The organism is Halovivax limisalsi (assembly GCF_023093535.1).
Classification (GTDB): domain Archaea; phylum Halobacteriota; class Halobacteria; order Halobacteriales; family Natrialbaceae; genus Halovivax; species Halovivax limisalsi.
Genome location: NZ_CP095757.1, coordinates 3,372,105 through 3,384,983, shown reverse-complemented (window position 1 = coordinate 3,384,983; position 12,879 = coordinate 3,372,105). Strand labels below are relative to the sequence as shown.

The 12,879-nt window shown below is 60.2% G+C and carries 8 protein-coding genes; all 8 read right to left on the bottom strand.

Annotated features, from left to right (window positions below; all coding sequences use genetic code 11):
* Positions 1 to 163: 163 nt before the first annotated feature.
* From MXA07_RS15825 to MXA07_RS15785, 8 genes are read right to left on the bottom strand one after another with little or no spacing between them, the layout of a single operon-like run.
* On the bottom strand, positions 164 to 3,238 hold the full coding sequence (locus tag MXA07_RS15825) for a type IV secretory system conjugative DNA transfer family protein (RefSeq protein ID WP_425492176.1): 3,075 nt from the start codon (positions 3,236 to 3,238) through the stop codon (positions 164 to 166).
* A gap of 6 nt (positions 3,239 to 3,244) precedes the next feature.
* Positions 3,245 to 4,435 carry a DUF8128 domain-containing protein gene (locus MXA07_RS15815; protein ID WP_247729560.1) on the bottom strand — a complete coding sequence of 397 codons (1,191 nt, stop codon included), beginning with the start codon at positions 4,433 to 4,435 and terminating at the stop codon, positions 3,245 to 3,247.
* 1 nt (position 4,436) lies between these two features.
* Positions 4,437 to 7,799, bottom strand: a complete 3,363-nt coding sequence (locus MXA07_RS15810; protein WP_247729559.1) for a VirB4 family type IV secretion system protein — start codon at positions 7,797 to 7,799, stop codon at positions 4,437 to 4,439.
* A 5-nt stretch (positions 7,800 to 7,804) separates the two neighbouring features.
* Positions 7,805 to 9,001 carry a TrbL/VirB6 family protein gene (locus MXA07_RS15805; protein WP_247729558.1) on the bottom strand — a complete coding sequence of 399 codons (1,197 nt, stop codon included), beginning with the start codon at positions 8,999 to 9,001 and terminating at the stop codon, positions 7,805 to 7,807.
* A gap of 2 nt (positions 9,002 to 9,003) precedes the next feature.
* Positions 9,004 to 9,849, bottom strand: a complete 846-nt coding sequence (locus MXA07_RS15800; protein WP_247729557.1) for a hypothetical protein — start codon at positions 9,847 to 9,849, stop codon at positions 9,004 to 9,006.
* Between the two features lie 33 nt (positions 9,850 to 9,882).
* Positions 9,883 to 11,649 carry an Ig-like domain-containing protein gene (locus tag MXA07_RS15795; protein WP_247729556.1) on the bottom strand — a complete coding sequence of 589 codons (1,767 nt, stop codon included), beginning with the start codon at positions 11,647 to 11,649 and terminating at the stop codon, positions 9,883 to 9,885.
* Positions 11,650 to 11,672: 23 nt separating this feature from the next.
* Positions 11,673 to 12,113, bottom strand: a complete 441-nt coding sequence (locus MXA07_RS15790) for a pilin (RefSeq protein WP_425492175.1) — start codon at positions 12,111 to 12,113, stop codon at positions 11,673 to 11,675.
* Positions 12,106 to 12,342, bottom strand: coding sequence for a hypothetical protein (locus tag MXA07_RS15785; protein WP_247729554.1), 237 nt, complete (start codon positions 12,340 to 12,342; stop codon positions 12,106 to 12,108). The genes MXA07_RS15790 and MXA07_RS15785 overlap by 8 nt, the downstream gene beginning before the upstream one ends.
* Positions 12,343 to 12,879: the final 537 nt, after the last annotated feature.

Sequence of the window (12,879 nt, the reverse complement as noted above, 5' to 3'; positions counted from 1 at the left end):
TATCATCTCGGTCGTCGCTTCTAAGGTTCAATGTCATTCTGGTCGACAATGGTCGCGTACCGTCGCTGAATGCGACACACCGTCAAACAGATCAATTAGCATCTGTACAAAACTCGCACCAGTATTGAAATGAGAAATCGGATTCCGAACTATTGACGAGTAATTAATTGCCCTCAGATTCATGTTTCTTCCGAGCCATCTTACTCACAAACTCCTTGATAATCTCCTTCTGTGAAAGCTTTGTATCCACTCTGGAAGCGTTATCTCGATCCAGAACAGCCTGGTCCTCCATCATTGTCCCCGTACTTCTGCTATCGGAGATTTCTTCATTGGAGTCTTCTTCGCCACTCGCCTCCGGCACATCCCCACCGACAACGCCTCCAGAGAGCACATTTCCAATATCATGTCCTCTATGAAGCGGCCGAATCTCCCCCTTCTTGTAGATCTGTGGCCCGTCGAAGGCATCATTATCGCCATCGGGGAAGACGACGAACGCGAAGTCGTCCTCCGTTGGCATTCGGTCGAATTCGTGTTCGGGGATGAACGGTGCGTAGAGGCGTTTCCAGTCGGCCTCGAGCTCGTCGCGAGAATTGTAGAGACGTTTCTCGCCTTCGGCCCAGACGATGAACTCCCCTTCGGCACGGTCGTACTCGTAGTACGCGGGGAAGGCGTTCGTCGACGGCTCCTCGAGGTCGTCTAGGTCGTCGAACTTGGCGTGGATCGTCCCGCTACTATCCCTGCAAACGACGCCCTCGTCCGTCTCGACCCACTCCAGAGTGATCGAGCGCTCGGTATCGCCATCGTAGGCTGGACGGAGTGCGTATACTCCCTCTCTGAACTCCACGAAGGATGCCGTGTTGTAGAAGTGCCGGTGACCATAGTCGTCGACGGCGCTCGCAAACGTCAGCCGGTCGTGATCGATCGCCGTTTCGGTACCATCCCGCCATGAATCGTAGAGCACTTGCTCGCCCCGTCGTCCCCAGTACGCGAACTCGTCCTTGGTGGCGCTCTCGTCCTTGATAGCGAATACACAGAACCGGTCCGCGTTGACGGCTTTCCGAAGGTTCGTCAACGTCTGCTTCGGCTTCTCGATCGTCGATGTCTCGGCTTCGATGTTGACGGGACGACCCCCGCTCAGCTCCCACAGCGCGGGGTACTCTTCACGGAGTTCGTCGCGACGGGCCTCGACCTCGGCCAGTGTCTCTCCATTCATCGGGTCGATCGGCAGCTCGGCAATCCCATCTGCAAGTTCGGTACCCTCTTGCGTCGGCAGGCTGGTGACGTACCCGAGTTTTGTGAACACCTCGTAGGACTTCTGCAGGATGATCCGATGATCGTCGCTGCCGCCGTTCGCGCTGCTTCCTGTGTCTTGGCCGAAGAGTTCCACGAGGCCAGCGTTGGTGAGCTTCACGACCGACTGCCCGCTGCGACGATCGACCTCGGCGTACTGTCCGTCGTAAAGCGTCTGCTCGATGACGTTCGACAGCTGAGACTTGTAGCCGGTATCGCCCATCCGGCGCTCGATCTCGCGCTTTGCGTCCTCGATCGCGACGAAGCCCTCCTCGTCGACGTCGATCTCCGAACGAATCTGCGCGGCGAACACGCCTTCGAGGATCCGATCGGTCGGGATGCTCTTGTTGTCCGCTTCCAGGTCGCTTCCCTCGTCGTCATTTTCAGCGGTGGCGATCTCGTTGTACTCGCCGTAGATCAGGTTCGACCGGATCTCCTGGTCCGTGAGGACGTCGGCGCCGTACCGCTGTAGACTTGCCTCGATAATCGCGTCGACGGCCTCGTGAGATCGGAGCGGCGGATAGGGCGGGAAGGTTTTGAGCTTCACCGGTTCGGAGTACTTCCCGCCTTCGAGCGGTAGCTTCGTCCATACGGTGTACTGGTCGGTCGATATGAGGTCCTCGGCCGAGTAGCCACGAAACCGCTTCATCAGGATCGAGGCGTCCTCGTCGTCGTTGACGCTGAACGTGACCAGATTGTCGCAGTTGTTCTTCATCGCCTTCACGACCGACTCCTCGAGCTGTGAGGGGTACTGTGAGGCGAGCGTGACCGAGAGACGCATCGATCGGGCCCGAGCGAGCATCGATTCGATGTCCAGGCTCTCGCTGGCGATGTCGTCGAACTCGTCCGCGAACACGAAGTAGGGCTTCGGCGTCTCGCGTTCCTCGTAGGATCGACGCTGGATCGCCGACCAGACGTTCCGCATTACGCCCAGAGTTACCATCTTCTTGATGTCCTTGTTCTCGACCGGCGTTCGGACGATCACGATGCGGTCCTCGTCGACGACCTCGCGGAAGTCGACTGTACTCTCCCGCCGGGCGATAATCCGACGGATGATCGCGTTCTCGACCCAGGACTTGATCCGCTTAGTGAGCGGCCGAACGACGTCGTCTTCCATCTCCGCGATCTCCTGGCAGAACTCGGCGATAAACGGATCCTCGACCTCCTCGGCGAACTGCTGGCGGCGCTCGGCGTTGAGGAGGATGAAGTACATATCGATCACCGAGAACTCCCGTTCGGACTTCATCATCGCCCGACCCATCGACTCGGTAATCGATTCCATGTTGATCCCCCAGTACTCGTCCGTGTCGAAGATCGCTTTCAGGTTCTCGATGCGATTCTCGATCTCGTTCTCGAGGTCAGCTTCGCTCTCCGCAGCCGGCGTTTCGAGGAAGTTGAGTCCGATACTCCGGTCGTGGTCGCTCGACCCTGGCTCGACCCAGATGACGTCTTCGAGGCGATCTTGAGGAAGGCGACGCAGTAGCTCTCGCGAATCCTTCCCCTTGGGATCGAAGTAGACGAACCCGTGGCCCTGGTAGGCGAGCTGGAGCATCGAGTTGACGAGCCACGTCGTCTTCCCGTACCCCGTCGTGCCGGCGATCCAGATGTGCCGGAAGAGCGAGTTGAACTTGATCGGTGCCTCTCGAAAGCCGGTCTGTGCTCCGTCGTCGTACCCGATCCAGATCGGCTTCTCGGGCTCGTCGAGACCGCTCTCGAACATCGTCCGAACGTGTGGGCCTGCGACGAGTCCCTCGTCTTCGGTGCTGGTGATGACGGGCTTGCCGCCGACACGAGTGTGGCCGCTCTCTACGATTTCGTAGGGTTCTCCGGTGATCGTCGTCGGCCCTCCGTCCTCGTTCTCGCTATCCTGTTCTGAGCCCGCCCTCGAGCTATCACTGTCGAGATCATCGTCCTCGTCGTCTCCCTTGCTAGTGAATCGATCGAACATGGTTCTTCACCCCTCGATCGGTTCTTCGGGTACCGACTCACCAGGATCCCCGCTCACCGACTCCTGGGGGTCCTCGGTTACTGATTGGAAATGCTCCTGGACGTCGGAAGCGTCGTCGAAGCGAGCGGCGTCTGCGGGGATTCGGTCGCCGCGCTGCGTGTAGCGCCAGTCGATTTTCGGCGTCTCGATATCGTCGTTCGGGATGTGGGCGACGCCGGCGAGCTCGTCGACGGTCATGATCATGCGCCGATCCAGCCAGTCACGCTCGACCATCCGCTGAATATGATTGCGGAAGCGACGGACACGGAACCGGTCCTGATGGTGCCAGACGGGGTTATCAGTGAGTCCCTGCTCGGTAGTCGCGTTGTAGTACTTCCTGTACATCCCGGCGACGCCGCGGGCCCGGGCTTCGGCTTCGTCCGGACTGTCCGAGATGGCGAGGATGCGAATGTTGACGTGGAACGCCTGTGAGCCACGCTGCTGTTCGATCGTCTTTGCGGCCTCCTTGTCTTTTGCCGTGGCAGGTCGCGTAGTCGGGTTCAGCCAGCCGACCGAGGTTCCCTGCCGAAGACTGTGGGCGAGATCGTCGACGCCGTTGTGTTTGAACCGGTCGCCATCAGTCCAGGTCTGCTTCGCGGGGCGAAAGACGACCTGGGTGACGACCTTGCTCTCCTCGGTCGACAACATCTCGCTGGTGATCTCGCCGTATGGATCCGTCTCCCATCCCTCGGCGTTGTGATGCCGGATCGGATAGTACGGCATCTTCTCCATCTCCATCCACGCACCGGCGACGTACTCGTCGGGCTCGATCACCGGGAACGCGTAGCCGTCTTCGACGGGGAACACCTCGCTGTTGGCGTAGCTGTTTCCGACGCGGCGTCGGAACTTGTCGGCGGCCGCCTCCGTCGCGGCGTGCATGTAGAACGCAATTTTGCCCTGGTCGTACCAGACCTCGAACGAGTGGTGATCGCTCGTGTTCTTCCCGCGGAAGTTCGTCGTCACGTCGTGGACGGACTGGAGCAGGCTGGCGCCGTCGACGACACCCTGGTTCTCCTTGTAGGGGCGAATGCGGAGCAGTGTTCCAGGTGCATCCGCCGGCTGCTGGACGAACGGCTCCTCGAGGTCGAGCTGCGTCGCGACGTACTGCGGCGAGCCCAGGAGGGCACGATTGACCCTGGATGCGAGTTTTCTGATCATACTACTCCTCCCGCTGATCCGCTGCTACGTCCCCATCTGCCGATTCTCCGCCGTCAGGTCGAACGATTGCTGCTTGCCGCGATTCGAGCATCTTCGAGGTGACCGCCTCGACGATATCTTGCTCGGAGATATCGTATTCGGTCAGCTCCGCGACCATCTCTTCGCTCAGGCCGAACCGGTTCTGTAGCGCGTTCCATCGCGATTCCTCTTCCACGAAATCCTCGAATTCGACCAGCTCCTCCGGAACGGTGTTGATCGCCTCCTCGATGATGGCCCGGTCATCGGGCGTGTAGTCGATCACGCGCTTCTCGAACTCGTCGGAAACGACGTGGAGCGGGTACGTCCCGTGTTCTTCGACGCAGACGAGTGCCTGTGAGTAGCCGAGCTCCTCTTTGCCGGCGTCGGCACCCCGGACGTACTGGCGCTGCTCGCGAGTGAGCCCGATCTTGTCGGCCGTCTCTTCGTCGAGGTCGGGGAGCTTGTGGAAGACCTTGATCGGGCACATGCTGATGATCTTCTCGGCCTGGTCGGTCTCGTAGAACTCCTGTGCAGTCTGGGAGAGCAGGACCATCCGGAGGCCAGCGTGGCGCTGGTGGCGGAATGCCGTCTCGAGAAAGTCGAGGTTGGCCTGGTCTTCGAAGAGGTAGTGTGCCTCGTCGATCGCGAGCTCGACGTGCTTGTCGGTCTTCTTCGCCTGCTGGTAGACCGTCGATAGCAGGAGTTGCATCAGGAACGTCTGGCGGTCGATCCCCGAAGCGGTGCCCTCGATCTGTCCGAGGTCGATGTAGACGACCTTGTTATCCCCCTCCAGAATGTCGATCTCCGATCGCTTGGATAGGTTCGCATACGAACCGCCTTCGCGGAACGGCTGGAAGGCGATGGCAAGTTCGTCGGCGTACTGTATCGCCCGCTCCCGAGCGGATTCGGACTCGGCAATGTTGTGGTCGTCGGGGTTCTCTGCAATGTCAGCGAGGACGCGGTGGACGTCGGCCATCGTCGGCGAGTTCTCTGGCGTGTGCGTACTCACGTCATCCTCGACGACACCGGCCTGTCGGTATGCCTCGTCAATGACGTACGAGAGGACACCCGTCTCGGTGCCGAGGTCGATGTCGCGAGCGGTCAGGAAGTTCTCGAGGATGGCCAGCACCTCGTCTTTCTTCGCCGACAGCGGAGAGGTTCGGTCATCGGATTCGAGAATCTCCGCTGGGGTCTCGCGAATCTCGAGCGGGTTCAATCGCGTGTCGCCGCCCACGGTGATCGTCTTCGCGTTGAGCGCGTCTGCGATTCCTTTGAACCCGCCGACGGGATCGACCAGGACGAGCATCGTATCCTGGCGCCGTTTCATCATCCGGAGGTGGCGCATGATCGCGCCGAAGGTCTTGCCAGCGCCGGGCATCCCGACGACGAGTTCGCTGTGGCCCGTCTCGAGTTCCCACGGATCGATCCGCACTGGCGAGCCGTTGTGGCCGTGGTAGCCGTACTCGACGCCCTCGTCCATCATCATGTAGTTCGACGAGAACGGGAACATCGCGCCGACCGCCTGGTTCGTCATCGTCGACATCCGGTCGCGACCGAGTTCGTTTCCACCCAGGGGCGACACGGTTGCCAGTCCCTTCTCCTGCCAGCGGTTAGCCACCTTGAGTGTACTGTTCGCGGGGGCGTCCTTGACGATCGAGCGCAGTCGCGTCGTCTTATTGTCGAGTTCCTGCGGGCTCTCGGCGGAGAGGCGGATGAAGACGCCGCCTCGGTAGAAGGAAGCCTTGTTCGCCCGGACGAGCGAGCGCATGTACTTCCCGCGGTCGATGTCCTCCTGGAGGTCTTCGGCCTGCAGGCTGTTCGAGTCGTGCTGGTTGACCTTGAGGTCCGAGATCCACTCGGCCATCATGTCCTCGGCCGACTGGCTGTCGAACGGGTCAAGGCGGATACTGATGTCCGTCTGGAGGTCGGTTTCCAGGAGCAGGCGCTCGAACATGCCGTCCGGCGGTTCCTCGGGGAACTGCTCGATCCAGAACGTCCGCACGTACGTCTCGTCGTTGATGACGGCGTAGGTGGTTTCCCAGTCGACCGTCGACGGCGCGATCACTGATTGGTGGATCGTCGACGGATCGTTGAGACGCATCTCCGGCGAACTCAAGTCCTGGCCGTCGCCGTCGTCTATAGACTCTTCCGCGTCATCGTCCAGCACTTCGAGCGGAAATCGCCACTCGTCTTCCGACTCGCTCGATTCGTCGAAGCTCACGGTTTGGGTGGCGTCTTTCCCTGCCCGCGGCTTCTCGTCGTCCACGGCGTCGAGGACGTCGTCCGGATGCGGGTTCGACGGAACGTTTTCGCTGATCCCGTGGGCAACAACGGGGAACGTCCCGAGCGCATCGGTGATGTCGCCGTATGTTTCGGGGTGACCGTTCCAGTATTCCGCGGTCACCTGGGTAAGATCGTACGCGTCGACGGTGTGCACCGAACACCGGTAGAGGGACGACCCGCCGCGACGGAGCTGGGCGAGGCGCGATTCCAGTTTCTCCGCTTTCAGTCGCTCGCGTTCAGCGTCGGTGAGACCTTCGGCCTGGAACCGACTGAATAGGCGCCCGAATACTCGCATGTCGGCGAAGTACGCCAGCACACTATCGCCGGTTTCGTCGAACTTCTCGACGTCCCGATCGCGAACGGCGGTGATGATGTAGTATTCGCGTTTGGTGGTCCGTTCGGAATCGACGTCGCCGTTCTCGTCTGTGTTCCTTGCGATGAACTCCTCGAGAAGTCGCCGTAGCACCGGTCGCGTTCGAACGTCTGCGTCACCGAGGCGGTGCTGGTGGTCGCGGACGACGTCGTCCTGGTCGACCTCGCGACTCGTGATGTAGATCTTCGCTGGGAAGTCGATCGTCGCGTTGACGAACTCGGAGAGCGAACGGACCGCCTTCGCCCACGCCTCCTCGTCCTCGAGCGCCATGTTCGCCGGTTCGATCTTCACCGCTCCGACGAGCGCGCCGTCGGTCCGCTCGATCCCGTGTGGATAGACTCGGTTGAGACGGGTCAGGTACCGCACCTCGCTGTCGTCCTCGCCGTGCGTGTACTCCTTGTTCTTTATTGCCCAGCCGAGGCGAGCGGCCAGCCACTCGGTGAGCCAGAGATGTGCGGGCTTGACCTTGTGGAGGATGGCTAAGAGGAGGCCAAGCATCAGGCCGAACCCGATGACCGGAATCGTGAGCGCCGCCGGGACGACGGCGGCTCCGATCAGCGTGACGAACGCCACGCCGATGAAGAGGAGTAGCTCGTCGATCGAGTAGCCGTGGAAGAAGGCGGTCGTACCGCCAAGGGTGTGGTGAATTCGTCGCGCGCTGTACTCGCCGTCGTCAGTGGTAGCTCCCATGTGAATCACCAGCGAGAAACCTTCTTTTTCGTGTTCCTGAACGCCTGCTTCGATCGGGCTTTCGTGATCTTCGACGTCTTTCCTGCGTCCACCTTCGCCTTGTCTCGCATCCGCCCTGTCTTGGTCTTCCGGAGGTTGTTATACCGGACTGCGTTGCTCTTGGCCGACCTGGCGGCGGAGCCGAGTTTGTACGCCTTCGAGCCGTCGCTGCCGAACTTCGCCTGTCCGCTCTTCGTGAGCGCTCCCGTCGCGTTCTGGGCGTATCCACGGTGGACGTTCCGAGCCCCGCGAACGCCCGATCCGACGCCACGCTTCGCGGCTGCTCCCGCTGCCGCTGGGTTCGTGTTGTGCACTCCCTTGTGCGCGATCGCCCGCATCGCCGGCGCGGACCAGTAGACGGTCATGATCGAGGCGATACAGGCAGCTGGAATGAGAGCGAGGCCCAGCAACAGACTGAACAGGCCGTCGACGCTGGCCGTGATGTCCATCTGCCAGCCGATCCGGAAGAGCACCGCGGCTGGAATCCCCGCCAGAATGAGACCGGGATACACGCCTGCTGCCCTTCGAGCGAGTTGGGATGCTGGGGAGACCGGCCAGACGTCCATCGCCCACAGGACCCCCAGTATCGGCATCAGCACCGTCAACAGGACGATGCCGAGCCAGCGGATCGCGAAGATGAACCCGGCGATGAACAGGAAGACGTTCGAGATGATCACGACGAGGAGCACGACGAACAGGCCGCCGACACCGGATTTGATCATCTCCTCGAACCCACCGGACATCTCCTCGATCGGGGCCAGGGCCAGCCCGACGTCGTTGACGAACTGGAGTGGAAGCGAGACGATCGGGAACCAGACGAACGTCCCCATGAATACGAGGCCGATACGCCGGAGCAGTCGCTTTCGTTTGTAGTTGCTAATCGAGCCGGATCGAAGCCCGATGTACGCGAGGGCGACGGTCAACAGCATGATCGTCAGCGGCAGGACGTACTGAAGATAGAAGTCCGAGTAGAGGGAGTCCCACGGGGCGTTGTCCGGTTCGCCGATGACGATGTATCGGGAGTCAGAGATCGGGGCTTCGACGCCGACGATCGGTTCGAGCAACGACGTGAAGAGATCGTCAGCGAACCCGAGGAAGGAGTCCTTGATGCTACCGATGACGCCCTCTATCGCGTCCTCGACCTCGTCTCGAAGCCAACCCACCGTCAATCCCCTCCAGTCGAAGACTCGACCGGGCCGCCGTCGACGATGGACAGTTCGCAGTTGTTTTGCGAACCGCCGTAATCGACCGTTTGCGCGTACGACGGGTTTTCACCTGCTTGGACGATCGCGGTTGCTGTGAGATCGACCGTATCGTACTCTTCGCAATTCAGTGACCCGTACCCTAGAGCGTATGTCGCGTAACTCGCCATTCCGTAGATCGTCGTCGTTTCTCCAGCCGGGAGGAGCGTGTTGTGGTACGATTCTGTCTCTTCCCGATGACCTATTAATGCCAATGGGGAATCGACCCAGCGTACTGATTTGAGATACGACGGCGCCGTTCCAGCGTTCTCGATCTCCAACGCGGCCTGATTCTCCCACCGGGACGAGTCTTTGTCCCAGTCCATGTCCGGATGGTCCGCAGCACGCTTTACGGCCGTAATCGTCAACTCGGGCTCGAGCGAAATCGTCGTCTCGTCGATGACGGATTCCCCGTTGGCCGCGACCAATTGATACTCACCGGGTTCGTAGCCGTCTGCAATCTCCCCGAGCAGCGTATACGACACTTCGGCGGTGTCTTTTGGGAAATCTCGTTTGACGGTTTCTCCGTTCGGATCGACGAGATCGACGTAACCAACGTCGGCGTCGCTCGCGATCGTTACGGTCAGCGTATTGCCTTCCCACTCGATCGTGGGGAACGTATCGGTTTCTCCATTTGACGGATCCCCCGTTGACGGATCGTCGTCACCAGAGGTGGTACACCCAGCGAGGACACTGACGAGCCCACACGCCGTTCCTGTGAGGTACGCTCTACGACCGCTTCTTCGCTTCGTTTGGGTCTGTTGAGTCATTCTGATTGGGTTGGGAGTTGTCTATTGTTCTGTTCACGATGATCGCTCGAGACCGAGTAGCTCGCCGTCGGTCACGTAATCGAGACCGAGAGCGAGGAGGCCAACTGGCAGGAACCACAGTAGGGTGACGACCAGTAGCTGGAGTAGCGACCGAAGATCTGGGAACTCTCCCGGGACGACGGCCGTGGTCTCAGTCGACGCGTAGAGCTGACCTGCTTGCCACCAGGTCTCGGGAACGTACTCGGCAGTGACGGTCGGACCTGGGTTGGTGATCGTGATGGTCGCCATCCCGTTCTCGTCGAGCGGTGCGGATTGATTCCCGATCGCTACGGTTCCTGTGGATACCGGGTTGCCACTGTTCGCATCCAGCACCTCCGCTCGAATGGTCGCCTGCGTGGAGTCCTCCTCGGGGAAGGAGAGCGAGAGATTTGCCTCACGAACTGTCTGCGGTTCGCCCAGTGTCACCGTCTCGGATTGCCCGCGAACGATCCCGGTGACGGTGACCTCCTGGAGTGCGTCCGCCTCGAGGACGCTCGATGTGAGCGCGACCGAGTCTGCATTCGTGTAGGGATCCGCCGTCTCGAGATCGATCACACCGGGGAGCTCTGGCCCAGTTCGTTCCTCGCCCCAGACCTCTTCGATTCGCAGTGGGACGGTCCCGTTCACGCGTTCTGTCGGCACGTAGGGTTCCGACTCGCTCGGGAACGCGTGGACCTGGACGGGACGAAACGAAGACGGCGACGTCGTCGACCCATCCGCCTTGTGAGTAACCATGTCCTGCCAGCCCGGCGTTCCGGCGGCGTAGAACCACCAGCTGCTACGGGCCTCGACGTCGCTATCCACGGCGATCGTCGCCCACTCGGAATCTGGGTGTACGGCGGCGCCGACTAGATCGTCGTCCGAGTCGAATGCAACTCGACTGCCTGTGATGTTCGACAGCTGGTTCACTTCGACCGACTGTGTATCCGAGACCGTCTGCTCGACGGAGATGGTGCGCTCGAACGAATCCCACGCCTCACAGCGCTCTGCAGTCGCATTCCAGTCGCTGCAGATCCCCGTCACCTCGTCTACCTCGGCGGTGATCCTGGCCTCGACCTCGAAGGTGACTGATCCCGAGAGGTCCGAGTATTCGAGTATCGATCGGTGGCCCTCGTCTGTAATCAGTGTCTCTCCATCAGCCTCGAGCGTGACTTGCTCCACCTGTGCCTCGCCGACGAACCAGTCTTCGCGCTTCCTGTCGCTCTCATTTCCTTCGGGGAGGCCGACCCGGAAATTGCTCACTGCCAGGACCTCGCCGTCCGGCGCGATGTACTGCACTGTATCCGTCGAATTCGACTCGTGGAGGATCGTCGACGGCTGGACGGCGGCGATACTCACGAATGCATCCTTGATGTACGGACCGTTGGTGAGCTCGGCGTTCGGAGGAGCGATCGAGGCCGACGAACCTCCTGATTCATAATCTCCGAGGTCGCCTCGAGTCCACTGTTCGGCGGCTTGTGGTGGCGTCGCGAAGGGAATGTCTGTCGACCGCGTGAGCGCACGTTGACCTCGTTCGCGAGGAGGGAGGTCGCCATCCTCGAAGTCACCCTCCGAGACGCTTCGATTGTCGACATCTCCCGACCAGAGCCGGTAGAAGTCACTACTGTTGACGCCGTAATCCGGCCCGTCGGGCGGAATCGTTGACTCGTCAGGGTCGTCACTCCCGGTGACAGCGTGGAGCGGAAGTAGGCCCGTCAAGAGCAGCCCGCCCGTACAGACGAGGACCGCTCCCAGGACGGTGATCGATCTGAGAGCTATCATAGTGGGGTAGCCTGCGGTCGTCCTCAGAACGGTTTCACGCAGTCAGAGAAGCCGAATCCCATCTGGTCACCGACCTTGGAGACCAGCTCCGGCGAAACCAGAGCGAGGACAATGATCCCGAACCCGACGCCGGACATGACGAGCTTCTGCTTCGCGTCGTTTTTCTTCTCGGGGTTTCCGCCCGCTCGCATATAGGACAGCCCAGCTCGCCCGGTGAAGAACGCCGTTGCGGGGAGGCCGAGCCCTGCGAGTGCGCCGAATATGAGCGTGATTCCGGTGTCGACGCCGGTACCACAGTAGACGTCGCCGACATCGCTCTGTGCCATCGCCGGGGTCACGGCGACCAAACACAGTGTCAGACCTGTTGCTAGGGTCAGGATTGCGATTCTTTTCTTGGAGGGGCCAGTAGTCGTGGGGGACTCGGAGGGCGATTCTCCTGCATTCGGTGACGTCGGCTTACTCATTGGATGTGGATTTGGACTGATTGCCGCGATCTTCGATTAGCGCTTCGAGGTCGTCGAGTCCCGTCGTTCGCTCACAGAGCTCCTCGAGGTCGCGGTTCTCGTCTCGGAGCGTTCGCTCGACGAGATCAACGAGTTGGTGTCGGTCGATGTTGCGGTACGACATCTGTTCGGACAGCGCCTCTCGAAAGAGTCCGGACGCGTTGATCCCCGTTGCCCAGCTGAGGAACAACGCATCGGCTGGTCGAATCGAGACTGAGGTTCTAACCGTGGTCCTTTCCATATTAGATCCGTCGCTCGATTATTATCCCGTTTTCAGCTTCTTTCGTCAGCAATTCTGTCCCTGCTGCTTGGAATCGTAGCGGTCGAATTGTCTTACGGTCAGTATCTTTCAACAACTATCACCTGACACAATTAGGGAATTTTATGGGGTATGTAATAACTCTATTTATCTAGCATGTATCCATCAATTTGACTCGGTGGATAGGTGATAAATGCCGCATCCGAGATCAGACGCGTGAAAGCCGCTCATTTCGTGACACGTGCCTCTCGGATAACCAATCTTACCGCGAACCAACCTGAGACGGATTTTTGGATACAGGCCGGGGTTAGCACGTGGATTGTGCGTCAGACTTGGATGTTCGGGGGGAACGTTTAAGAGTCACTGCTACTGAGTAGCCACACTCCAGTATCCTCACTATTTCTTTATCGAGCTTTGTTGAGGGCAACCCAGAGGTTGTAGCGAGTATTGGCCAATCGATCCGTAATA

What these genes read in the sequence shown, in the direction of transcription:
- MXA07_RS15800 (WP_247729557.1), bottom strand. Translation starts at nt 9,849, where the DNA reads ATGACTCAACAGACCCAAACGAAGCGAAGAAGCGGTCGTAGAGCGTAC.
- MXA07_RS15815 (WP_247729560.1), bottom strand. Translation starts at nt 4,435, where the DNA reads ATGATCAGAAAACTCGCATCCAGGGTCAATCGTGCCCTCCTGGGCTCG.
- MXA07_RS15790 (WP_425492175.1), bottom strand. Translation starts at nt 12,113, where the DNA reads ATGAGTAAGCCGACGTCACCGAATGCAGGAGAATCGCCCTCCGAGTCC.
- MXA07_RS15810 (WP_247729559.1), bottom strand. Translation starts at nt 7,799, where the DNA reads ATGGGAGCTACCACTGACGACGGCGAGTACAGCGCGCGACGAATTCAC.
- MXA07_RS15825 (WP_425492176.1), bottom strand. Translation starts at nt 3,238, where the DNA reads ATGTTCGATCGATTCACTAGCAAGGGAGACGACGAGGACGATGATCTC.
- MXA07_RS15795 (WP_247729556.1), bottom strand. Translation starts at nt 11,649, where the DNA reads ATGATAGCTCTCAGATCGATCACCGTCCTGGGAGCGGTCCTCGTCTGT.